Source organism: Streptomyces sp. NBC_01237, from assembly GCF_035917275.1.
GTDB lineage: Bacteria > Actinomycetota > Actinomycetes > Streptomycetales > Streptomycetaceae > Streptomyces.
The window spans coordinates 6120210-6144257 of record NZ_CP108508.1; the positions used below are offsets into that span (position 1 = coordinate 6120210).

Genomic DNA, 24048 nt, shown 5'->3' on the forward strand with positions numbered 1-24048 from the left:
CGTCAGGTAAAAAAGACGTTTACACCCCTCATCCGGGGCTCAGGGCGCGTGTGCGGCGCGCCCGCGCGTATGTACTTCCCCCTGCCGGAGCGGGCCAACCGTTCGGCGCAGGGCACATACGCGGTGCCCGCCCACCCCTCCTCAACCAGGAGTGGCCACCCTCAAACGATGAAGACTTAAGGGGTCAACACCATGGCAGCGGAGATCGTCAATCCTCGCAGCGACAGCACTACTGACAGTGGCATCCAGCACATGGACAGTACGGCCGACGAGCCGTTCGATCCGGCGTTCGCCCTTCACCGCGGCGGGAAGATGGCCGTGCAGTCCACCGTCCCCATCCGGGACAAGGACGACCTGTCCCTCGCGTACACACCCGGCGTCGCCAAGGTGTGCAGCGCCATCGCCGAGAATCCCGAGCTCGTGCACGACTACACCTGGAAGTCGCAGGTCGTGGCCGTCGTGACGGACGGCACCGCCGTCCTCGGCCTCGGTGACATCGGTCCCGAGGCGTCCCTCCCGGTGATGGAGGGCAAGGCGATCCTGTTCAAGCAGTTCGGCGGGGTCGACGCGGTGCCCATCGCGCTGGCCACGACCGACGCGGACGAGATCGTCGAGACCGTCGTCCGGCTCGCACCGTCCTTCGGCGGCGTGAACCTGGAGGACATCTCGGCGCCCCGGTGCTTCGAGATCGAGCGCAAGCTCCAGGAGCGGCTGGACATCCCCGTCTTCCACGACGACCAGCACGGCACCGCCGTCGTGACGCTCGCGGCTCTGCGCAACGCCGCGAAGCTGTCCGGGCGGACGCTGGGCGATCTGCGCGGTGTCATCTCCGGAGCGGGCGCTGCGGGCGTGGCCATCGCCAAGTTCCTGCTGGAGGCCGGGATCGGCGATGTCGCGGTGGCCGACCGCAAGGGCATCGTCAGCCGGGACCGCGACGATCTGACCGACGTCAAGCGCGAGCTCGCCGAGATCACCAACCGGGCGGGCATCTCCGGTCCGCTGGAGTCGGCGCTGGCCGGTGCCGACGTGTTCATCGGTGTCTCCGGCGGTACGGTCCCGGAGCCGGCGATCGCCTCGATGGCCCCGGGCGCGTACGTCTTCGCCATGGCCAACCCGAACCCGGAGGTCCACCCCGACATCGCGCACAAGTACGCGGCGGTGGTGGCGACCGGCCGTTCGGACTTCCCGAACCAGATCAACAACGTGCTGGCCTTCCCGGGCATCTTCGCGGGCGCGCTCCAGGTCCGGGCCTCCCGGATCACCGAGGGCATGAAGATCGCGGCGGCCAACGCGCTGGCCGACGTGGTCGGCGACGAGCTGGCCGCGGACTACGTGATTCCGTCGCCCTTCGACGAGCGGGTCGCTCCGGCGGTGACGGCAGCCGTGGCCGCGGCCGCCCGTGCGGAGGGTGTGGCGCGGCGCTGACGCGCCGGCGCGCGTGAGGGGTGGGGTGGGGCGGGTCCGCCGGTCGGGGCTGTTCCCGCCCCACCCCTTTGCCGCTTCCCGGCCGGGGATGTGGCGGACGGAAGGGCCCGGCGCCAGGGATGCGGCAGGCCGCAGAGGGTGACCGGCCGGTCCGCGGCGGGTTGGCGTGTGTCACACCGCCGGCCGGTTACGTCGCCGGGCTCCCCGGCCTATCGTCGAGCCATGTTCGCCGCCTACGCAGCCCGCATCGACCCCGATCAGCCCCTCGACGGCCTTGAGCTGGGCGAACGCCCGGCGCCCGAGGCGCGGCCCGGCTGGACCACCGTCAACGTCAGGGCCGCCTCCCTGAACCACCACGACCTCTGGTCCCTGCGCGGGGTGGGCCTCGCCGAGGACAAGCTGCCGATGATCCTCGGCTGTGACGCCGCGGGCGTCGACCAGGACGGCAACGAGGTCGTCCTGCACTCGGTGATCGGCCAGACCGGGCACGGGGTCGGCCCCGGCGAGACCCGGTCCATCCTCACCGAGCGCTACCAGGGCACGTTCGCCGAGCAGGTCACCGTGCCCGCCTGGAACGTGCTGCCCAAGCCGAAGGAGCTGACCTTCGAGCAGGCCGCCTGTCTGCCGACCGCCTGGCTCACCGCGTACCGGATGCTCTTCACCAACGCCGGGGTGCGGCCCGGCGACTCCGTGCTCGTGCAGGGTGCGGGCGGCGGTGTCGCCACCGCCGCGATCGTGCTCGGCAGGGCGGCCGGGCTGCGGATGTTCGCCACCAGCAGGGACGAGGGCCGGCGCAAGCGGGCCGTCGAACTCGGTGCCGTCGAGGCGTACGAGACCGGCGCGCGGCTGCCGCACCGGGTCGACGCGGTCATCGAGACGGTCGGTGCCGCCACCTGGTCCCACTCGGTGAAGTCGCTGCGTCCCGGTGGCACGATCGTCATCTCCGGTGCCACCAGCGGCGACCGCCCCTCGCATGCCGAACTCACCCGGATCTTCTTCCTGGAACTGAAGGTCGTCGGCTCCACGATGGGGTCCAAGGACGAGCTGGAGGACCTGCTCTCGTTCTGTGCGGTGACCGGGGTGCGACCCGTCATCGACGAGGTGCTGCCGCTGGACCGGGCCCGCGAGGGGTTCGAACGGATGGATTCGGGCGAGCAGTTCGGGAAGATCGTCCTCACTTCCGCCTGAGGGCTGTCCCGTCCCGCCGGCCCTTTCCTTCACCGCAGGCACTCTTGATGGAGCGTCAGTTCTGCTGGTGGGATGCGCCCCATGCGAATCGGCAGAGCACTCGCGGCAGTTGTCATCTCGTCCGCACTGGCGGCAGGGGTCCTCACTCCTGCCGCCTCCGCGCATCCCGGGCGGGACCGGCCCACCGGCATCCCGCCGCTGACCGATGACCGCGGCAGGGTCCTCACCCTGCGCGGCTGGAACGTCGAGGACAAGGCGAACCGCGGCGACGCGGCCCTGACGGCCGTGACCGAGAAGCACTTCCGCGATCTGCGGGCCAAGGGCTTCGACTTCGCCCGGCTGCTGATCTTCTGGGACGACCTGGAGCCCGTACGGGGCCGGTACAGCGAACGGTATCTGCGCCGGATCGACCGGATCCTGGACTGGGCGCGTACGTACGGCATCCAGGTCCTGCTCGACTCCCACCAGGACGTCTTCGGCCCGGCCTTCGGCCACCGGGGCATCCCCGCCTGGGCCACCCGTACCGATGGGCTGCCGTTCACCCCGCACCCCGACGACTGGTTCGCCGAGTACTTCGAACCGGCCGTCCAGCGGGCCTTCACCCACCTCTACGAGGACGCGGACCTGCGACGCGCCCAGGCCGACATGTGGCGGGTCCTCGCCGACCGTTTCGAGCACCACCCGGCGGTCATCGGCTACGACCTGATCAACGAACCGATGGGGGAGCTGCGGGAGGGCGAGGACCTGCCGACGGCCGCCCGCCGGATCGAGGCCGAGCAGCTCACCCCGATGTACAACCGGCTGGCCCGCGCGGTCCGTTCCGTCGACCCCGGCACCTGGATCTTCGTCGAGCCCACCCCGATCGTGGGCGAGGGCGTCCCCACCGGGCTGGGGCGGATCAAGGACCGCAGGGCCGTGTACGCGCCGCACTTCTACAACACGGCGATGGAGGCGGGCGCCGACTACGACCCCGCCGCGGGCTGGATCGAGTCGTACGAGGCCGCCGTCACCGCGTACCCGAAGGAGCAGCGCATCCCGGTCGTCGTCGGCGAATGGGGTCCGCTGAACAACGGGCTGCCGCTGATGAACCGCTTCTACCGCGAGGCGGTGGCCTCCCTGAACCGCTACAGCTCCGGCTGGGCGGGCTATGTGTGGTGCTACGGGGGCGGCTACTGCGCCCTCGACGAGCGGGGCGGCTTCCGTACGAACAAGGAGCTGACCGCCACCCCGTACGCCCCGGCGGTCGCGGGCACGGTCCACTCCGACATGTACGACGCGGCCGCCCGCGTCTACCGCCTCACCTACACCGCGGCCCGGCGTGGCGCGACGGAGATCTCGCTGCCGCCGTCGGCGCGGGGCTGGCGGGTCTCGGTGGTGGGGCGCGCCGTGGTCCGGGGTGACGCGCCGCACGGGGGCGTACTGCGGGTCGACGCGAGGGACGGGGCACGGGTGGCGGTAACCGTGCGGGAGGCGGGCTCGCACGGCTGAACCGAGGCTGGAAGAAGGGCTGTTGTTCCGGTGGGCCACCTCCGTGAAGGCGCGCCGGGCCGGCGATTGTGTCAATGTTGGTTGACATGGAGTGCATGTCAACGTACGTTGACAGCATGACCGAAGCAACGGATCTGGCCGCACGCGCCGGTGACCGTGACCCGCGTGTCGGGCTGCGGGCCGTCGCCGCGCTGCGGCGGCTGCTGGAACAGCTGGAAGCCGTACAAGTGAGAAGCGCCCGCGTCCAGGGCTGGTCGTGGCAGGAGATCGCGGCCGAACTGGGCGTCAGCCGACAGGCCGTGCACAAGAAGTACGGGAGGCATTGATGTTCGAGCGATTCGCCAAGGGGGCCCGCGCCACCGTGACCGGCGCCGTCACCCAGGCCGAGCGGGCCGGCGCCGACCTGGTCACCGAGGAGCATCTGCTGCTCTCCCTGCTGGAGCGGAAGGGCAGCCGGGCCTCCTTCGCCGTCGCGGCACTCGGTCTCACCGACCGCCGCGCCTCGGTGGCGGCCTCCCTGGCCGACGCCCGTCGGCGCGGCGGACTGACCAGGGCCGATACGGACGCACTCGCCGGTATCGGGATCGACGTGGCCGAGATCGTGTCCCGGATCGAGGGCGCGCACGGCGAGGGGGCGCTCGCCGGGGATCGCGGGAGCCGCCGGTGGTGGTCCGGGCATCGCGCGTTCACGCCCGGCGCGAAGGCGGTCCTGGAGAAGTCGCTCCGGATCGCACTCGGGCGCGGCGACCGCGTCATCGGTGAGGAACACCTGCTGCTGGCGCTCACCGCCACGCCCGGAGTGGTCGCGGACGTCCTCGCCGAGCACGGGGCGACGTACGCGACCGTGGAGCGTGCCCTGTACGGGGACGGGGCGGAGGGCGGGGGACTGCGGGCCGAGGCGGGCTGACCCGCCCCTCCGCACGGAGGGGCGGGCCGGCCGTCCGGCTCAGCTCTTCCCGCCGCCGCCGCCGGCGCCTTCGCCGGTGCCGGTGGCGTCCTTCTTCCGCAGCAGCGACTCGACGCGCGCCGCCGCCGCTCCCAGGTGGCGGCGGGCCTCGGTCACCTGTTCCTGGGTGACGCCGTGGTCCCTGGCCGCGTCGCGGATGTCGTCGCGGAAGCGGTCCAGGAGGCGGTCCAGGTCGCGGGCCGGGTCGCCCGTGCCCGCCGTGTCCCGGCCCCACTCGGGGTCGGTTCCGGCGGCCTCGGGCTTGGCGGACGGGGGCCATCCGGCCGTCCTGGCGAACCCGCTGAGCTGGCCGGTGATCTCGGCCAGACCCTCCCGTACGCCGGAGGGCCAGTCGCCCCGGGCGAAGTGCTCCTGGACCTGGCGTGCGGCGCTCTGCATCTGCTCGCGCGCCTTCTCATGGGCCTCCTTGGCCTGGCGGCGGGCCTGCTGGGCGTCGTCGCGGGCGCGCCTGGACTCGTCCTTCGCCCGGCGGGCCTGCTCCATCCACTCCTGTTTGGCCTTGCGCAGCTCTTCCTTGGCCGTGCGCCACGCCTCGCTGTCGCCGAGGTCGCCGAGGTCGGAGAAGTCGCCGAAGTCACCGAAGGGGGACCGGCGGGACTCCTTGCCGCCCGGTGTGTGCCGGGACTCGGAGGCCGCCGCCCGCATCTCGTTGCGCAGCTTGCCCGCCGCGCCACGGACGTCGTCGCGGATCTCGGCGGCCAGTTCGGAGACGGAGTCGCGGATCTCCAGCTCCAGATCGGCCAGCTCGCCGCCGCGGCCCGCCAGCTCGGCGCGCCCCGCGTCGGTGATGGAGTAGACCTTCCGGCCGCCCTCGGTGGCGTGGGTGACCAGGCCCTCGGCCTCCAGCTTGGCCAGGCGGGGATAGACGGTGCCCGCCGAGGGGGCGTACAGACCGTGGAAGCGCTCCTCCAGGAGCCGGATCACCTCGTAGCCGTGGCGCGGGGCCTCGTCCAGCAGCTTCAGCAGGTAGAGGCGCAGGCGGCCGTGGGCGAATACGGGGGGCATGTCAGAGAACCTTTCCGGTCGGCTCGGCTTCGTGCGGTTCGTCCTCGACGGGCGGGCGGCGCAGCAGGGCGATCGAGCCGGACGCGGTCATCGCCTTCAGCGTTCCCGTGCCCGCGCCGAGGGTTCCGGTGATCTTCTTCGCCCCCCACTGGCCGCTGACCCGCAGGTCCTCGAAGGCGTTGGAGAGGCTGCCGCTCGCGGTGTTCGCCTCGACCTTCGCGTCCGCCGGGTGCGGCAGCCGGATGGCGATCTCGCCGGAGATCGTGGCCAGCCGGATGTCCGTGGGCTTTCCGGACGGATCCAGGTCCAGGATCATGCCGCCGCTGACGGATTCGGCGTGTACGGAGCTCCCGGCTCCGTCGACCACGGTGAGATCGCCGGAGACGGACTGGAAGCGCAGGTCGCCGGTGACGTCCTGGGCCTCCAGATTGCCGGAGACGGTCTCGCCCCGGACGCTGCCGGTGAGCCCGACCACGCTGGTGTCGCCGCTGACGCCGCGTATCTCGGTGCGTCCCCGGATGCCGGAGACGAAGGCCTCGGCACCGACCACGCCGACCTCCACCGCGCAGTCGGCCGGTACGACGACGGAGACGACGGCGTTGCGGTGCCAGCCCTTGCGGTCGAACCACTTGTGGAGGCCCTTCCAGTGCAGGTCCTCATAGGTGACGGTGAGCGTGCCGTCCTGCTGGGTCACCACCAGCGGCGGGCCCTCGACCCCGGATATCTCCAGCCGTGCGGACTGCTCCTCGGTGCCGACCACGTTGACGGTGCCGTTGACGATGCGTACCTGGAGCGCCGTCACCGGGTCGTCGAAGGTGAGCTTCCGCGACTCGCTGATGGCCCACGTCGACACAGGCATGGATATGACCTCCCGGAGAGCGTGGCATGACGCAACATATCGCGTCTCTTGTTCGACACGATATATCGCGGATGAGTGAAGTCAAGCGGGATCGGGAGTCGATCCGGCCTCTCAAATAGCATCAGGCATGGGCAAATTGCCCTAGCGTGTGAGGCATGAACGCGACACCCGTGGGAGCGCTGCTGCTGTGCCGGGCCACCCCCGAGACCGTAGCGCCGCCGGCCCACCTCCTGCGTGAGCCGATGCTGCTCACCCCGGCGGGCGACGGGTGGAGCGCGCTCGTCCCGGACGGAAAGCCCTGGCTGGGCGCGGGGGCCGAGGTGGCCGGCGTGCGTACCCCCGCGACCGGGGGCACCGAACCCGTCGACCGGGTGCTCGGCGGCTGGGCCACCGCGCTCGCGGTCGGCTCGGCCTGGCCGGTGCTCGCCCTGTGGTGGGACGGCGACCGGGCCGGATACACGCTGGCGGCCGGTTTCCGCCGCCCCGTCGGCTATGTCTGGCTCGCCGACGGCACCCCGGCCGGCGAGGACGAGGCCATGCGCACCTTCGCCGCCCGGCTCGGACTCGACCCCGTCCTGGATCTCCAGGCACTGGAGGAGCTGACCCGCCCGGACCCCGACGCGGACGCGGGCGCCCGGCTGCGCGGGCTGCTCGCCGTGCTCACCCGCACCGGTCTGACCCTGCCTTCCGGCCTGGGGCCCGGAGAGTCCGCCGACCGGCTGCGCTCGGTGGCCGCCGTGCTGCCCGGGACGGAACGCGTCGAGTGGGCGGGCTGGCGCGACGCCGTACGGGTGGAGCTGGACGCGGTCGAGAACAGCGGCCTCGGCCCGTGGGTGCGCGGCCCCAGGGCCCGCGCGGTGGCCGTGGCACAGATCGCGGCAGGGCTCCCGCTCCTGCTGTGGGGCGCCCGCCGCCGCAGCGCAGGCTGGGCGACGGCCGGGGCGGTACTGCTGGTGCAGGGCGCACTGGGGATCGCGTACCACCGCATCCGGGACGCGGACGCCGAGAACGGCTGACCCGGACGGGCGGCTCCGGCGCGGGGCCCACGGCGGAGGCACCGGCGCCGGGCCCGCGGAAGGCCCGCGGAACCAGGCCCCGGCGCGAGGCCCGACCCCTGCGAAGGCCGCCCGCCCGGACGGGACGGACCCTCGCTACTCGTCCTCGTCGTCCTCGTCGTCCAGCCGGGCCAGCCAGGTCGCGAGGCGCTCGACGGGCACCTCGAAGTCGGGGTTGAGATCGACGAACGTACGCAGCTGCTCGGCCAGCCACTCGAAGGTGACCTCCTCCTCGCCGCGCCGCTTCTCCAGTTCCTCGATGCCACGGTCCGTGAAGTACAAGGCGTGCTCCTGTTGCGTACGGGTGTTCTTCCCTCAGGGTATGGCGTCGGCGCGGGCGGCCGGATCTCGACTGCGCGGGTCCGCTCCCCCTCGCCTGCCGGGGCACCGGCCAGTAATCTTGGTGACCGGATCAAGTCAGCGCCGGGGCAAGCGCCTTGACGTACGGATCGGGGGAGCCGTGAGTGGTCGTGTCCGTCGTATCGATCTCGGCGACGGCAAGATTGTCTACGCCCGGGTGAGTGCGGCCGAGGGGTACGGGTCGTCCGACCGGGACGTCGGAGTGGCCGAGACCGCCGCGGCCAAGCTGGAACAGCTCAACGAGCTGATCGCGCGGGTCGGCAGCACCGTCCTGGACGCCGCCGCCGCGGTGAGACCGCACGAGGCGTCGGTCACCTTCGGAGTGGAGCTGAGCACCAAGCCCGGAAAGGCGCTCGCCATCCTCGCGGACGGCGAGGCCAAGGCGTCCGTCCAGGTCTCCCTCACCTGGCGGCTGGGCGAGCAGGACCCGGAGGGGCCGGCCGGCACGGATGTCTGACGGCCTCCCCGACCTCGACGCCCTCGTCCGCGCGGCCACCGTGCGCTTCCTCCCGGAGGACCCCCGCTCGACGCAGATGTGGGGCAGCGGCTTCTTCATCGCGCCCGGCTGGATCCTGACCGCCGCGCACGTGCTGGTGCCGCATGTGCGGGAGAACCCCGGCATGCGCTTCAGGGTCGCCGGTGACGAACGGCAGCACGGCATCGCCCCGACAGCGGTCCGGCTGCGGAAGTGGCTGGTCACCGACCCGTGGAGCGACCGCATTCCGGCCCAGCGCGATCTGGCCCTGGTGCGGCTGCTCGATGACACCGTCGAGCACGAGTGCGTCTGGATGGGCGACCGGGCGGTGTCCGGCGCGGGGGAGCGGCTGGCCTTCGGATTCCGGCCGACACCGGACGAGGCCGAGGAGGACAGCGGGCCGTACGGACTCTGGCGCGGCACGGTCCGGGCGAACGTCGACGACGGTGCCGTCGCCGTCCGGTTCGAGTCCCTGGCCGAATTTCCCCCCGGGGTCTCGGGCGGCCCCGTGCTCGATCCCGCCACCGGGGCCGTGCTGGAGATCGTCAAGTCCGGCCGCGAGGACCAGGACGGCGGGCGTGCCGTCTCCGCCACCGCCCTGCGCCGGTTCGGCGGGCTGTACCGGGAGGTCATGGACGCCCACGACCGCTGGCACCACGGCCGGCGGGGGGACACCGGCAGCTGGACCGCCCACCAGGCCCGGATCGGCGGCCGGAGCGCCGGCCTCGACCCCGAACAGTGGTCCCCCGAGGACCGGGTGAACGCCCTGAACCACCTCGCGGGCCTGGCTCCCGCCCCCATGGGCGTCGTGGCCGAACTGGCGCGCGACGTACGGGGTGAGCGGCTGTCGCACACCGGCCCGGCGCCCATGACCTGGCGGGACGGCCACGGGCTGCTCTACGGAGGCGACGGCAGCCCCCTCCCGGCGTACGTGTTCATGCACTACCTGCGGCTCGTCGGTGAGTTCACCCGCGACTACGGGGGCGACACGAGCGGGCTCGACGCATGGCTGAACGACCGGCTGCGCCGCCTTCCGCCGCAGCTGCGCCGACTGGTGGAACAGGCCCGGCTGCCGGACAGGGAGAGCGCGGACCGTGTCGTCATCCCCTACCCGGGGCCCGCCGACCCGGCCCATGTCGTCGTCGTCGAACTCGACGAACTGCCGTACGGGACCCTGCACTGGCAGATCAGGATCGACGACGGCAGCGGTGACCACGAGATCTTCGCCTCGGAGACCGACCCCAACGGAGTGACACCGGGCCGCCTCCGCCTCAATCTGCGCGAACACCTGGCCGAAGCCTTCCACTTCGCCGACACGGCGGGCGGGGTCCCCGCGCCCTGCGAAGTCGTCGTGCCCGCCGGGTACTTCGACACACCGGTGCACCGATGGCAGCTCGCCGACGAGGCGCCCCTGGGCGATCCCGCCCATCTGCCGGTGGGGGTGAGACGGCGGATCGTCCTGCGCAACGTGGACCGGCGCGGGGAACCCGACCCCCTCTGGACGGACCGCTGGAGCGCGGCGGCCGGCCCCGGACCGCTCACGGCGGTCCGGATGCCGCCCACCGGACAGCTGCCCCGGAGCAGGCACTTCGCCGACATCCAGCCGTCCGGCATCCCGGTGCTGTGCCGGCCCGTGGGCCGGGGCGTCGGACGCAAGGCCATCGAGTTCGCCTTCGACGCGGGCCACGGCATCGCCCTGTGGCGCATCGACGGCCATGACCGGGGCCCCTGCGGCAGCGACTGCGAGGACCTGCACAAGGGCGTGGCCGAACTGCTCGCGCACACCGGCTCCCTCCCCGAACTCCCCGACCGGCTGCGCCGCATCAGGGAGGAGATCCACGAGACCCGGACGACGGGGCACTGGGCCGAAGCCGTCGCCGTCATGTACGACGACCCCCGCCGCCCGGTGCCCGAGAGGCCCGTGGGACCGGTGGACTCACCATGACGACTTGGCCGGAAATCAGCTTTGGCGGGGTCTCGCGGGGGTACATTCCCGTGGGCCCATTTGCGGGCGCTGCCTGCCCCGTCGGCCAGAGCGCGGGAAGCCACCGACCGCCGACGAGGAGCGAGAAATGAGCAACTGGCTGATTTACCGGGGTGAGGGAGACCCCGACCCGGACCGGATCGGCGACCTTCCGCCACCGCCCCCCTGGCGGGCCTTCACCGGTGAGCCGATCGGGCTGCCGGTCCCCGGACCGGACTCCTCGACCAAGCGCCGCCTCGGCGGACGCCCCCTGCTCCCGGTCCAGGACGAGGACGCGATCCAGCTCATCAACGCCGCCCTGTATCTGCGGCGACCGCTCCTGGTGACCGGGGAGCCCGGATCCGGGAAGAGCACGCTCGCGCACGCCGTCGCCCAGGAACTGGGCCTGGGAAGGGTCCTGCAATGGTCCGTCGTCAGCCGTACGGAACTGAAGCAGGGGCTGTACGAGTACGACGCGATCGGCCGGCTCCAGGACGCCCAGCTCTCCCGTGAGCGCGGCGCCGGTGAGGGCGACATCGGCGAGTACATCAAGCTCGGACCGCTGGGCACGGCACTCCTGCCCTCGGAGCGCCCCCGGGTGCTGCTCATCGACGAGCTGGACAAGAGCGACATCGACCTGCCGAACGACCTTCTGAACGTGCTGGAGGAGGGCGAGTTCCGCATCCCCGAACTGGAGCGCACCGCCAAGCGCGAGGGACACGCACCCGTCACCGTCCTGGACGACGACGGCCGCAGCGTGCCCGTCGTCGACGGCAAGGTGCGCTGCCGGGCCTTCCCCTTCGTCGTGATGACGAGCAACGGCGAACGCGACTTCCCCCGGCCGCTGCTGCGCCGCTGCATCCGGCTGAACCTGGAACCCCCGCGCGACGAACGGCTCGCCGCCCTGGTGCACGCCCACTTCGGGGAGGGCGCGCACGAGGCCAACCGCGACCTGCTGGAGAGCTTCAGCCGGGGCGACGACGAAGGGCTGCGGCCGACGGACGAACTGCTCAACGCCATCTTCCTCACCCAGCACACCGCCCGGGAGGCGGGCAGCCGGCGGGATGGTATCGCCCGGCTGCTCATGCGTCCCCTGGAGCAGCACCCGCAGCAGCGGTGATGTGACGATGACCTCCGCCGCCCGCAGCGCATCCGGCACCGAGCACGGTGTGCTCACGGCGCTGGTCGCCCGGCTCCGGGAGGCCGACTTCAGCGCCACGGCCGAAGAGGTGGCGGACGCGCTGTGGCTCGCGCGCTGGGTCGGGCCCGCGACCTGGCCCGACGGGCATCCCGCCGCCGGGGCGGTCGCCGACCCCGCGTCCGGCGACCCGGCGGACCCGCTCACCGATGGGCCGGAGCCGGTGGCACCGCGCGTCCCCGGCCCCGCCGCGCCCACCGAGGGACGCGCGGCCCTGCGCGCCCCGGCCGCCCGGGGCGCAGGAGCCGAGGGCGGCGCCGGGCGCGGCGGCTCGCCCGTACGGGTCCCCACGGCACCCACCCTGCCCGACCCGCTCGCCCTGCAACGCGCGCTGCGTCCCCTTCAGCGCTTCCGCGCGCCCTCCGTCCCGCCGCGCGGCCTCCTCGACGAGAAGGCCACCGCGCACCGGGCGGCCGAGACCGGGCTGACGCTGCCGGTGCTGCGCCCCGCCCGCCGCCGGGAGGCGCGCGCCCAACTGCTCATGGACGTCTCCTCCTCGACCATGGTGTGGGAGCAGACGCTCGACGAGCTGCGGGAGGTCTTCGAACGCGCGGGTGCCTTCCGCGAAGTACGCGTCCACTATCTGCACGAGGGCACGGACGGCACCCCGGGCGCCGCCACCACACCCACAACACCCGCCCCGGGCACGGGGCGGCTGCGGCCGCCGGCCCAGTTCACCGACCCCACCGGACGGCAGATCACGCTGCTGCTCAGCGACTGCGCCGGACCGATGTGGCGCAGCGGTGCCATGCAGCGGCTGCTCCACCGCTGGGCGGGCAGCATGCCGGTCGCCGTCGTCCAGCCGCTGCCGCAGCGGATGTGGCGCAACACCCATCTGCCCGCCCGGTCCGGGCTGCTGCGCAGGCCCGAAGGGCCCGCGGGGCGGCTGGAGTTCCTCTCCAGGGGCGAGGCGCCCCGCCGCGCGGTGGCCGTTCCGGTGCTGGCGCCCCACCACCTGCCCCTGGAGACCTGGGCGCGGCTGCTGTCGGGGACCGGCGAGCTGACGCTGCGGGCGGCGGCCGCCTGGGTCGGTGCCGACCCCCGGCCCGCCCCCGCGCCGGCGCCCCGCGCCACCGACGTCCCCGCCCGCGAACGGGTCCGGAACTTCCGCCGCCACGCCTCGCCCGCGGCGGTCCGGCTCGCCCAGTGGCTGACCACCACTCCGCTGGAACTGCCGGTGATGCAGCACCTCCAGCGCGCGATGCTGCCGGACAGCGGCCCCGACGTGCTCGCCGAAGTGCTTCTGGGGGGCCTGCTCACCCGTCTCGACCGGGGACTCGACAGTCCGGCCTACGCGTTCCGCGACGGCGTCTGGGCCGAGCTGCACCAACGGCTGGCGCCGGGCGACCCCGATCTGGCACTGAAACACCTGTCCCGTTACGTCGAAGGCCGCTGGGGGCGCACGGCCCGCAACTTCCCCGCGATGGCGGCGGCCTATCTGGCGGGCGGCGTGGAGCCCGCGGGACCGCCGGGCGGCTCCGTGGACGACCCGCTGCTGCGGGAGTTCGCCGTCGTCTCCACCCGGGTGCTGCGCGGCTCGCTGCCGCAGCCCGTCACCACGGGGGCCGAAGGCGCCGGCTCGCCCGGTGAACTCGCGGCCGAGGCACAGGCGCGGCTCGAACGGTTCCGGCGCCAGGGCACCTCGCGGGACCTGGATTCCGGCATTGCCCTGCTGACCTCGGCGGCCGGGGCCGAGCAGCGCCGCCCGGAGCGGGCCGGGCTCCACGCGGACCTGGCCGTGGCGCTCGTCGAGCGCTGGCAGGCGCGCCGGCTCGGCGAGGACCTGCGGGGCGCCCTGAGCGCCGCGGAGCGGGCCGTGCCCACCATCTCCCGGGCCTACCGGACCATGGGCGACGTACTGGTGCGGATGGCCGAGGAGGTGGCCTCGGCCGGGCCGGACACGGACGCGGTGCCCGACCGGTTCAGAGAGGCCGCCGCCGCGCCGGGGGAGGCCGCGGACGCGGACTCCGTACGGTTCCTGCTGCTGGACGACGCGCAGCGGGCGCTGGCGGACGCGGTCGCCGGGGGCGGAAGCATCGGCAGGACGGCCGCGGTCGTCCGTGCCCGGGTGCTCCAGGAGCTGGCCGCCGACTTCGCCGAACAGGCCCTGAGACTGCGCAACCCGCCGCCCGAGGGGCCCCAGGAGTGGTATTCGGCCACCATGCTCCAGTCGATCGACGTACTGGACACACTGGTCGAGGCGGACCCCGTCCCGCCGTCGTCGCTCTACCTCCGGGGCCGCTCCTACGCCCTGCTCGCCCGCCGGTTCGAGGGGCGGCTGGACGACGGTCCGTCCACCGATCCGGAGCGGGTGCGGGAAGCGGCCCGGCGGGCCCGCGCGGACCTGACCGAGTCGCTGGCCCGGATGACACGCCTGGTGAACGCCGACGGTGACGACACGGCGCCGGGGGCCGGTGACGACGGACCGCCGCGTACGGCGACGGCCGAATGGAAGCCCGCCCCCGCCGACCTGGTCGACGGCTGGATCGCCCTGGCGGAGGCCCATGAACTGGCCTGGACCGGCCTCGACATGGAGACCGGCTGGGCGCACGCGTTGCGGGCGCTCGACGAGGGCCGCGCCGCCGCGGAGGGCTTGGCGCCCGGTCCCGGACGCGACCGGCTGACGCTGCGCTGTCTGGAGGCGAAGGCGTCCATCGAGAGCCGGCGCTTCCACGAGGGCGCGGAATCCCGGCGCGAGGCGCTCGACCGGGCCGTCGACGCCTGGGCGGAGGTCTGGGCGCTGACGCCCCCCGACAGCCCGTGGCAGCCCGGGAACCTCCAGATCTACGGTCTCACCCTGATGCGCCGGGGGCAGCTGAACGAATCCGAGGAGGATCTGCGCGAGACGGTGCGTCTGCTGCGGCGGTCCGTCGCCGGAACCTCCGGGAAGAGCCCCGCGCTCGCCGCCCGCCGAATGAATCTCGGGCTGGCGCTGATGGTCCGCTTCCGGCTCGTGGGAGCCCTGGTCGACCTGTACGAGGCCGACTGGATACTGGGAGCGGCGGCCCGCGAGGCGGTGTCGGGAGATGTCGCGGCCTCCGCCCACGCCATCCGCGGCCAGGTCGCCGAGGCGCTCGGCCGGTCGACCGGGGCCGAGGTGCGCTTCACCGAGGCGGCGACGTACTTCAAGCAGGCCGCGGACCGTGCGCTCGCCGCCGGATCCGCCGTGATGGCCGCCGCCTACCTGGCGGACCGGGCCAGGATGCTGGAGCGGATCGCCGGACCGGACCGCGCGCTCACCGAGTACCACCGGGCGCTCGGCATCCTCACCGAGCACGGCGAGCAGCGCGACGAGGTCGCGGAGCGCATCCGGGAGAGCGTGCACCAGCTCGAATCGGGTGACGCATGACGTCACCGCCCGACGACAGCAGCACGCCCCTGCCCGTTTTCGGGTCCCTGGCCGCCCTCGTCGACCACGGCGGCGCGACCGGGCACCCGGTGCTGGACGCCGTCCTGGCCGGTCTGCGCGACCGGTCGGCCGAGGCGGGCCCGTCCGTGGCGTACTACGAGGACGCCCCGTGAAGGCGTGCGCCACGGCCGGTGCGGCGGCGGGTGCGGTAGCGGGTGCGGCGGAGGTCACCACCGCCGGTTCCGCTGCCACGGCCGGCCCCGCGCCGGACACCGTTCCGTACTGGCCGCACCGGGCGCTGGACACCGCGGCACTGCACCCGGTACCCCTGCGGCAGTTCGTGCTCAAGGTGCACAGCCGGTGCAACCTCGCCTGCGACTACTGCTACATCTACCGCAGCCCCGACACGAGCTGGCGCGAGCGCCCGGCCCGGGTCCCGGAAGGGACGATGGCCCGCACCGCGGCCCGCATCGGCGAGCACGCGGCCGCCCACGGCCTGGACCGCATCCGGATCGAACTGCACGGCGGGGAGCCGCTGCTGGCGGGACCCGAACCGCTGCTCGCCTACACCCGAGCGGTACGCCGGGCGGTGCCCGGGGGCTGCGCGGTCCTGCCCAGCGTGCAGACCAACGGCACGCTGCTGACCGGTGGCGTCCTCGACCGGCTCGGCGCCGAGGGCATCCGGGTGGGCCTGAGCCTGGACGGCGGGAGCGCCCGCCTGAACCGGCGGCGCGTGGGTCACGACGGCCGGGCCTCCTGGCCCGCCGCGTCCCGCGCCGCCGCGCTGCTGGCCCGGCGCGGTACGCAGTACGCGGGCATCCTCAGCACGATCGATCTCGACAGCGACCCGCGCGAGGTCTACACCTCGCTGCTGGCCCTGGACCCGCCCGGCCTGGACTTCCTGCTGCCGCACGCCAACTGGGGCGCGCCCCCGGCCGGGAAGGCGGCCATGCTTCCGGGGCGGCACCGGCCCGGCCCGGCGCCGTACGGACAGTGGCTGACGGAGGTCTTCGACCTGTGGTGGCAGTCGGACGGGCTGCGGACGGGAGTCCGGCTGTTCACGGAGATACTGGCCCTGCTGCTCGGCAGCCGCAGCGCCGCCGAGGCGGTCGGGCTCTCCCCGATGGCGGCGATCGTGGTCGACACGGACGGCGCCATCGAGCAGGTCGACTCGCTCAAGACCGCCTACGCGGGCGCCCCGGCGACCGGTCTGGACGTCTTCGCCCACTCCTTCGACGACGCGCTGCGCCACCCCGGCGTCGCCGCGCGCCAGCTGGGGGAGCGGGGGCTCGCGCCCGAGTGCCGCACCTGCCCGGTGCTCCGGGTGTGCGGCGGCGGCAACTACGCGCACCGGTACGCCCCGAAGAGCGGCTTTCTGCACCCGAGCGTCTACTGCGCCGACCTCGAACACCTCATACGGCACATCGCACGACGGCTGTGTGACGCGGGAAACAATGGTCACTGTTCGCCAACGGGCCCTCACTGAACGAAATCTGACGCACAATCGAATGGCTTGCGCACGAAGTCGAACAACTTGCGTCGAGGGAGTACCGGGATGACGGAGGATTCCGACCACGTCACGGTCGTTTTCGCGGGACAGAGCGAGTCCTGGGCGAAATGGGTGGAGGAGGAGTGCGAGACCGCGGGCATCCGCACGCACCTCGTCCGCTGGGACCCCCTGCGCAAACCACCGGAGGGCAGAGCGCTCACCGACCTGCTCGCGGCACCCGGCCGGGTCCTGCTCGTCCTGGACGACTGGTATCTGCGCTTCGACGCGGGGCGCTACCGGGCCTGGGCCGATGTGCTCCGCCAGGTGCTCCCCGCCCACCGTTCGCAGATCGCGGCCGTCTCCGTCACCCCGCACAGCCTGCCCGAAGCGGCCCGCGAACTGAACCCGGCCGGCCTGTTCGGGATCGGGCGCGAGGAGGCCAAGCAGCGGCTGCTGACCGCGTGCGGCCTCGTGCTGGACAAGCACACCGGAGTCGACCTCGACCGGGGGCTGCGCTTCCCGGACGAGCCGCCGCCCGTCTCCAACGTGGAACGCCGCAACCGCCGGTTCACCGGCAGACGGCGGACCCTGGAGCAGGTGCACCGGCTGCTGACCGACCGCACCCCGGCATCGCCCGCCACCTCCGCGCTGGTGGCCGTGCACGGCGCGGGCGGGATGGGCAAGACCGAACTGGCGCGGGAGTACGCGCACCGCTACGCCGGGGAGTACGACGTCATCTGGTGGGTCAGGGCCCACACCCCGCTCATGGCGCGCGAGGACTTCGCCGCGCTCGCGAAGGAACTGCGCACGGGTGACGGCGACGAGCTGCGCGGGCTCATCACCGCCGCCCAGGAGCGCCTCGCCTCGTCACGGAAGCGCTGGCTCCTCGTGTTCGACGGGGCGGAGAGCCCGGACGGGCTGGCCGACCTGCTGCCGCGGGGCCCCGGCCACGTACTGATCACCACCCGCGACACCTCCTGGCCGGCCCACGGCGCGGAGCTCGTCTCGCTGCCCCGCTTCGACCGGGAGGAGAGCGTCGCCTTCGCCTGCCGCCGGGCACCGCGGATCACCGAGGAGGACGCCGACCGGCTGGCCGACGTGGTCGAGGACCTGCCGATCCTGATCGACCAGATGGCCGCCTGGCTGGAGGCGTACCCGCTCACGGACGTCGCCCGCTATGTCGAGGACATCCGCGACGGCGACCCCAACGCCCTGGACGTCATGCCGTCGGGCGGCGAGGCGCAGCGGTTCCAGGCCGTGTGGTCCACCACGCTGAACGCCCTCGGCGAGGACGCGCCGCACGCCCATGAACTCCTCAAACTGCTGGCCCACTTCTCCGCCGACACCGTGCCCGTCAGGCTGCTCCGCTCGGCCAGGGCCTCGGACCTGCCCACCCATCTGGCCCGCCTGGTCAGCGAGCCCAGCAACTGGAACTCCGCGCTCCGTACGCTCTCCGAGACCACGTCCATGCGGCTGGAGTACGAGACGGGTCCGCAGGACGACATCCTGACCGTGGGCACCCTGCGCATGCACCGGCTCTTCCACCGCTTCGTCCGCAGCACCCTCTCGGTCCACGACCGGCGCAGGGCGTCCGAGACCGCCTGCCGGGTCCTGGTCGCCGCCGACCCCAGGGACCCCACGGCCCCCCGCCACTGGCAGCGCTACGCCGACCTGATCCCCCATCTGGAACCCTCGGGAGCACTGGCGTCGGCCGACGAGGACGTGCGCAGCCTCGTCCTCAACTGCGTCGAGTACCTCCGGATGCGCGGCGAGTACGCCGACGGCTGGATGATCACCAGGAAGGCGCTCGATCAGTGGCGCATCGACTCGGGCCCCACCGACCGCACCATCCTGGTCGCCACCCACCAGTACGCCAACATGCTCCGCCGGCTGGGCCGATACGCCGATGCCGAGGGAGTCGGGCGGGACATCCTCGACCGGCTCTCCGCGGACCCGGAGGCGCGGGCCATCGAACTGATGCGGGCCATGAACGGCCTCGGCGGAACGCTGGTGGCCCTCGGGCGGTACGACGAGGCGCGCACGCTCTACGAGAGCGCCGTGACCAGGGCGGTGGAGGAGCTCGGCGACAGGAACGTGCCGCGCACCCTCGCCATCCGCAGCAACCTGGCCCAGGCCGTCGCCCTCCAGGGCCGGTACGCCGAGTCCCTGGCCCAGCACCGCTCGATTCTGGAAGCCCGCGTCGGCCTGCTCGGCCCGCGCAACGCCCTCACCCTGATGTCCGCCCTGCACACCGCCTGGACGCTGCGGCTGCTGGGCCGCTACCGGGAAGCGCTGGTGATCCAGGAACGGAACACCTGGCTGCACAGCCAGGTGCTCGACCGGGACCACTCGCAGACCTTGCAGGCACAGCACAACCTCGCCCTGTGCAGGCGCAGGGAGGGCGACCTGGAGTACGCCCACGCCATGATGCGCCGGGTCCGCGAGAAGATGACCGGCCGCCGGGGCGGCCACCACCCCGAAACGCTGCTGATCTCCGCCGACTACGCCATGCTGCTGCGGGAGATGGGCCGGTACGACGAGGCGCTGGGCATCGCCGAGTCCACCGCCCGGGTGTACGCCGCCCAGCTCGGCGACGACCATCCGTACGCGATCGGCAGCCGGGCCAACTGCGGGGTCGTCCTGCGCTGCCTGGGCCACCGCGCGGACGCGCTGGCGATCGGCGAGGAGACGACGGCGGGCATGGCACGCGCACTCGGCGACGCGCACCCCTGGAGCATCGGCTGCGCGCTGAACACGACCGCGGCACGGGCGGCGACGGACGACCCGCTGGGGGCGGTGGACCTCGGGCGCGCCGCCCTGGAACGGGCCTCTGCGGGTCTCGGGGACGGGCATGCCATGACGGTCGCCCTCAGGGCGGGGCTCGCCCTCGACCTGCGGGCGGCGGGCAAGGAGGACGAGGCCGAAGCCCTCGCGGACGAGGCACCGGACCGGGACGGCGACGCCGCCGGGGGCGAGCGCCGGCGGAGGCGGTCGACGGTGGCCGCGGGACGCCCGTACTGGGACTTCGAGCCCCAGCCGGTCTGATCCGCCGCTCTGGTCCACCCGTCCGACGCACCGTCCGATCCACCGGTCCGACGGCCCCCTGCCGTGCCCCTGCGGTGTCCGTGCGGCACCCGGGCGGTGTCCGCGCACCGCACCCACCACCTGATACGGGCCCCGGCCCCCGCCGATACGTACATCGGTGGGGGCCGGGGCCCGTGACGGGTGGTGCCGCTGATCAGGCCTCGAAGACCTCGGCGACCAGCTGCGCCTGCTCGGCCTGGTGGCGCTTGGCCGAGCCGACCGCCGGGGACGAGCCGTGCGACCGCGAGATGCGGCGCAGGCGCTCACCGTGCGGGATGTCGGCGCCGACGGCCAGGTCCAGGTGGTCGATCAGGTTGAGCGCGATGAACGGCCAGGCACCCTGGTTCGCCGGCTCCTCCTGGGCCCAGAGGTACTTCTCGGCGTTCGGGTACTTGGCGATCTCGGCCTGAAGCTCCGCACCCGGCAGCGGGTACAGGCGCTCCAGCCGGATGATCGCCGTCTCCGTGTCGCCGCGCTTCTGCCGCTCGGCGTCCAGGTCGTAGTACAGCTTGCCCGCGCAGAAGACGACCTTGCGGACGTCCTCGGCCTTGACCGACGCGTCGCCGATCACCGGGCGGAAGCCGCCGGTGGTGAACTCCTCCACCTTCGACGCCGCCGCCTTGAGGCGGAGCATCGACTTCGGGGTGAAGACGATCAGCGGCTTGTGGTGCGGGTTGTGCACCTGCCACCGCAGGAGGTGGAAGTAGTTCGACGGCAGGGTCGGCATCGCGACCGTCATGTTGTCCTGCGCGCACATCTGGAGGAAGCGCTCCGGGCGGGCGGACGAGTGGTCCGGGCCCTGGCCCTCGTAGCCGTGCGGCAGCAGCAGCGTGACGCCGGAGGTCTGGCCCCACTTCTGCTCGGCCGAGGAGATGAACTCGTCCACGACGGTCTGCGCGCCGTTGACGAAGTCACCGAACTGGGCCTCCCAGATGACCAGCGACTCCGGGCGGGCCAGCGAGTAGCCGTATTCGAAGCCCATCGCCGCGTACTCGCTGAGCAGCGAGTCGTAGACGTTGTACCGGGCCTGCTCGTCGGAGAGGTAGAGCAGCGGGGTGTAGTCCTCGCCGGTCTCCTGATCGACCAGGACCGCGTGCCGCTGGCCGAACGTGCCGCGGCGGGTGTCCTGGCCGGCGAGCCGGACCGGGGTGCCCTCCATCAGCAGCGAACCGATGGCCAGCGTCTCGCCCATGCCCCAGTCGATCGTGCCGTCCTCCACCGAGGCCGCGCGACGCAGCATCTGCGGCATCAGACGGGGGTGGACGGTGATGTTGTCCGGGATGTTGACCTGCGACTCGGCGATCCGCTTCACGACCTCCTGGGAGACCCCGGTGCTGATCGCCACCGGGAACTCGGCCTGGACGTCCGGGATGTGGGTCTGGGCCGGGTGCGAGGTGGCCTCGCGGACCTCGGCGAAGACCTTCTCCAGCTGCCCCTGGAAGTCCTGGAGCGCCTGCTCCGCCTCTTCCAGCGTGATGTCGCCGCGACCGATGAGGGACTCGGTGTAGAGCTTGCGCACCGAGCGCTTCTTGTCGACCAGGGCGTACATCTGCGGGTTGGTGAACTGCGGGTTGTCGGTCTCGTTGTGACCGCGGCGGCGGTAGCAGATGAGGTCGATCACGACGTCCTTGTTGAACGCCTGCCGGTACTCGAAGGCGAGCCGGGCGACCCGGACGACGGCCTCGGGGTCGTCACCGTTGACGTGGATGATCGGCGCCTCGATCATGCGCGCCACATCGGTGGCGTACATCGAGGAGCGCGAGGACTCCGGGGCGGCGGTGAAGCCGACCTGGTTGTTGATCACCACGTGCACGGTGCCGCCGGTGCGGTAGCCGCGCAGCTGCGACATGTTGAGCGTCTCGGCGACGACGCCCTGGCCCGCGAAGGCCGCGTCGCCGTGGAGCGCGACGGGCAGGACGGTGAAGTCCGTGCCGCCCTTGTTGATGATGTCCTGCTTGGCGCGGGCGATGCCCTCCAGGACCGGGTCGACCGCCTCCAGGTGCGAGGGGTTGGCGGCCAGCGAGACCTTGATCTGCTCGCCGTCCAGACCGGTGAAGGTGCCCTCGGCGCCCAGGTGGTACTTCACGTCGCCGGAGCCGTGCATCGACTTCGGGTCGAGGTTGCCCTCGAACTCCCGGAAGATCTGCGCGTACGACTTGCCGACGATGTTGGCCAGCACGTTCAGACGGCCGCGGTGGGCCATCCCGATGACGACCTCGTCGAGGCGGGCCTCGGCGGCGGAGTCGATGACCGCGTCGAGCAGCGGGATGACGGACTCGCCGCCCTCCAGCGAGAACCGCTTCTGGCCGACGTACTTGGTCTGCAGGAACGTCTCGAACGCCTCGGCGGCGTTGAGGCGGCGCAGGATCCGCAGCTGCTCCTCGCGCTCGGGCTTGGGACGCGGACGCTCCACCCGGTCCTGGAGCCACTTGCGCTCCCGCGGCTCCTGGATGTGCATGAACTCGATGCCCGTGGTGCGGCAGTACGACTCACGCAGCACACCGAGGATGTCGCGGAGCTTCATCATCGTCTTGCCGGCGAAACCGCCGACCGCGAAGTCCCGCTCCAGGTCCCACAGGGTGAGGCCGTGCTCGGTGATGTCCAGGTCGGGGTGCTTGCGCTGGTGGTACTCCAGCGGGTCGGTGTCGGCCATGACATGGCCGCGGACCCGGTAGGAGTGGATCAGCTCGAAGACCCGTGCGGCCTTGGTGACGTCGTCGTCGTGCGAGGCGTCGATGTCCTTGAGCCAGCGGACCGGCTCGTAGGGGATGCGCAGCGCCTTGAAGATCTCGTCGTAGAACTCGTTCTCGCCGAGCAGGAGCTGGGCCAGGACCCGCAGGAACTCGCCGGAGGCGGCACCCTGGATGACCCGGTGGTCGTAGGTCGAGGTCAGCGTCATGACCTTCGAGATGCCCAGCTTGTTCAGGGTGTCCTGGGACGTCCCCTGGAACTCCGCCGGGTAGTCCATCGCGCCGACACCCATGATGAGGCCCTGACCGGGCATCAGGCGGGGCACCGAGTGGACGGTGCCGATGCCGCCGGGGTTCGTCAGCGAGGCGGTGACCCCGGTGAAGTCGTCCATGCCGAGCTTGCCGATGCGGGCCCGGCGGACGATGTCCTCGTACGCCTGCCAGAACTCGAAGAAGTTGAGCGTCTCGGCCTTCTTGATGGCCGCGACGACGAGCTGGCGGTCACCGTTCGGCTTCACCAGGTCGATGGCCAGGCCGAGGTTGATGTGCTCCGGCTTGACCAGGGTCGGCTTGCCGTCCTTCACCGTGAAGGAGTGGTTCATCGACGGCATGGCCTTGAGGGCCTGCACCATCGCGTACCCGATGAGGTGCGTGAAGGAGATCTTCCCGCCGCGGGCGCGCTTGAGGTGGTTGTTGATGACGATGCGGTTGTCGAAGAGCAGCTTCACCGGAACGGCGCGGACGGACGTGGCCGTCGGCAGCTCCAGCGAGGCGTTCATGTTCTTCGCGACGGCGGCCGACGGGCCGCGCAGCGTCACATACTCCGGGCCCTCGGGAGCCTCGGTCGACCCGGCGTCCTTGGCGGGCGCCGGAGCGGCCTTCGCGGGGGCAGCCTTCGCCGGAGCTGCCGGAGCAGCGGCGGCGGGAGCGGCCTTCGCGGGTGCCGGAGCGGCGGCCGCGGGCTGGGCCGGAGCCGCGGGCTGGGCCGGAGCGGCCGGTGCGGCGGCCGGAGCCGGTGCCGCGGGCTGCGCCGGAGGGGTGGCGACCGGGGCCGGGATCACCGCAGCCCCCGCGGCCGCGGCGCCGGGAACGGGCTTGTCCGCCGTGCCGGAGGTACCCGGCTTGTAGTCGGCGAAGAAGTCCCACCAGGCGCGGTCGACCGAATTGGGATCCTGGAGGTACTGCTGATAGATCTCGTCGACGAGCCACTCATTGGGGCCGAAGGCCGCGGCCGGGTTCCCACCCGGGCTGGCTTGGTCGGTCGAGATGCTTGAGTTACTGGGGGACTGAGACGACACGGCGGCAACCGCCCTCTTCCGCTTCACAAGGTGATGGACAGCGGAAATCAAGGCTACGCCTCCTTTACCGTTCCTTGCAGACCGGACCGGTCTTCGTCGTGCAAGTCACATCGGAAGGCGGGTTTCGGCGCAGGAAATGGCGGGAAACAACCTGG

17 protein-coding genes are annotated in these 24048 nt (G+C 72.5%); 13 read left to right on the plus strand and 4 right to left on the minus strand.

From position 1 onward, the window contains the following. Positions 1-192: 192 nt before the first annotated feature. The 5 genes from OG251_RS27435 to OG251_RS27455 all read left to right on the plus strand — a co-directional run bounded on the left by OG251_RS27435 (position 193) and on the right by OG251_RS27455 (position 5008). Positions 193-1425, plus strand: a complete 1233-nt coding sequence (locus OG251_RS27435; RefSeq protein ID WP_326679626.1) for an NAD(P)-dependent malic enzyme — start codon at positions 193-195, stop codon at positions 1423-1425. 222 nt (positions 1426-1647) lie between these two features. Next, positions 1648-2613, plus strand: a complete 966-nt coding sequence (locus tag OG251_RS27440) for a zinc-binding dehydrogenase (protein WP_326679627.1) — start codon at positions 1648-1650, stop codon at positions 2611-2613. A gap of 81 nt (positions 2614-2694) precedes the next feature. After that, positions 2695-4101, plus strand: coding sequence for a cellulase family glycosylhydrolase (locus OG251_RS27445; protein ID WP_326679628.1), 1407 nt, complete (start codon positions 2695-2697; stop codon positions 4099-4101). Between the two features lie 116 nt (positions 4102-4217). Beyond that, positions 4218-4427, plus strand: coding sequence for a sigma factor-like helix-turn-helix DNA-binding protein (locus OG251_RS27450; protein ID WP_014154112.1), 210 nt, complete (start codon positions 4218-4220; stop codon positions 4425-4427). Beyond that, a complete protein-coding gene (locus tag OG251_RS27455) occupies positions 4427-5008 on the plus strand; it encodes a Clp protease N-terminal domain-containing protein (RefSeq protein WP_326679630.1) in 582 nt (193 codons plus the stop codon). The genes OG251_RS27450 and OG251_RS27455 overlap by 1 nt, the downstream gene beginning before the upstream one ends. A gap of 39 nt (positions 5009-5047) precedes the next feature. On the opposite strand, the gene OG251_RS27460 is transcribed toward OG251_RS27455, so the two are convergent. Both OG251_RS27460 and OG251_RS27465 read right to left on the minus strand, forming a co-directional pair. Next, positions 5048-6073 (minus strand): PadR family transcriptional regulator, encoded by a 1026-nt coding sequence (locus tag OG251_RS27460; protein ID WP_326679631.1) that lies wholly within the window; start codon positions 6071-6073, stop codon positions 5048-5050. 1 nt (position 6074) lies between these two features. Next, positions 6075-6932, minus strand: a complete 858-nt coding sequence (locus OG251_RS27465; RefSeq protein WP_326679632.1) for a DUF4097 family beta strand repeat-containing protein — start codon at positions 6930-6932, stop codon at positions 6075-6077. 155 nt (positions 6933-7087) lie between these two features. Between OG251_RS27465 and OG251_RS27470 the strand changes: the two genes are divergently transcribed. Next, entirely contained in the window at positions 7088-7948 is an 861-nt protein-coding gene (locus OG251_RS27470; protein ID WP_326679633.1) for a hypothetical protein, read from the plus strand. A 135-nt stretch (positions 7949-8083) separates the two neighbouring features. Here the strand turns inward: OG251_RS27470 and OG251_RS27475 are convergent, their stop codons facing one another. Further along, positions 8084-8269 carry a DUF6104 family protein gene (locus tag OG251_RS27475; protein WP_010061466.1) on the minus strand — a complete coding sequence of 62 codons (186 nt, stop codon included), beginning with the start codon at positions 8267-8269 and terminating at the stop codon, positions 8084-8086. 178 nt (positions 8270-8447) lie between these two features. Here OG251_RS27475 and OG251_RS27480 point away from each other — a divergent pair, with 178 nt between their 5' ends. The 7 genes from OG251_RS27480 to fxsT all read left to right on the plus strand — a co-directional run bounded on the left by OG251_RS27480 (position 8448) and on the right by fxsT (position 19866). Further along, positions 8448-8804 carry a CU044_2847 family protein gene (locus tag OG251_RS27480; RefSeq protein ID WP_073717860.1) on the plus strand — a complete coding sequence of 119 codons (357 nt, stop codon included), beginning with the start codon at positions 8448-8450 and terminating at the stop codon, positions 8802-8804. Then, complete coding sequence (locus tag OG251_RS27485) at positions 8797-10767, plus strand: VMAP-C domain-containing protein (RefSeq protein WP_326679635.1); 1971 nt, start codon at positions 8797-8799, stop codon at positions 10765-10767. Before OG251_RS27480 ends, OG251_RS27485 begins: the two co-directional genes overlap by 8 nt. 127 nt (positions 10768-10894) lie before the next feature. Then, on the plus strand, positions 10895-11905 hold the full coding sequence (locus tag OG251_RS27490; protein WP_326679636.1) for an AAA family ATPase: 1011 nt from the start codon (positions 10895-10897) through the stop codon (positions 11903-11905). Positions 11906-11912: 7 nt separating this feature from the next. Then, positions 11913-15332 carry an SAV_2336 N-terminal domain-related protein gene (locus OG251_RS27495; RefSeq protein ID WP_326681435.1) on the plus strand — a complete coding sequence of 1140 codons (3420 nt, stop codon included), beginning with the start codon at positions 11913-11915 and terminating at the stop codon, positions 15330-15332. Then, positions 15329-15505, plus strand: a complete 177-nt coding sequence (locus OG251_RS27500) for a YxD-tail cyclophane-containing RiPP peptide (protein ID WP_158074357.1) — start codon at positions 15329-15331, stop codon at positions 15503-15505. The genes OG251_RS27495 and OG251_RS27500 overlap by 4 nt, the downstream gene beginning before the upstream one ends. Before the next feature lie 140 nt (positions 15506-15645). Then, positions 15646-16818, plus strand: a complete 1173-nt coding sequence (locus tag OG251_RS27505; RefSeq protein WP_326681436.1) for an FxsB family cyclophane-forming radical SAM/SPASM peptide maturase — start codon at positions 15646-15648, stop codon at positions 16816-16818. Positions 16819-16887: 69 nt separating this feature from the next. Then, the gene (fxsT, locus tag OG251_RS27510; RefSeq protein WP_326679637.1) at positions 16888-19866 is read left to right on the plus strand and encodes an FxSxx-COOH system tetratricopeptide repeat protein; all 2979 of its coding nucleotides are present in this window, start codon (positions 16888-16890) and stop codon (positions 19864-19866) included. Positions 19867-20059: 193 nt separating this feature from the next. Here fxsT and OG251_RS27515 read toward each other — a convergent pair whose 3' ends face one another. Next, positions 20060-23893 (minus strand): multifunctional oxoglutarate decarboxylase/oxoglutarate dehydrogenase thiamine pyrophosphate-binding subunit/dihydrolipoyllysine-residue succinyltransferase subunit, encoded by a 3834-nt coding sequence (locus tag OG251_RS27515; RefSeq protein ID WP_326679638.1) that lies wholly within the window; start codon positions 23891-23893, stop codon positions 20060-20062. Positions 23894-24048 lie beyond the last annotated feature (155 nt).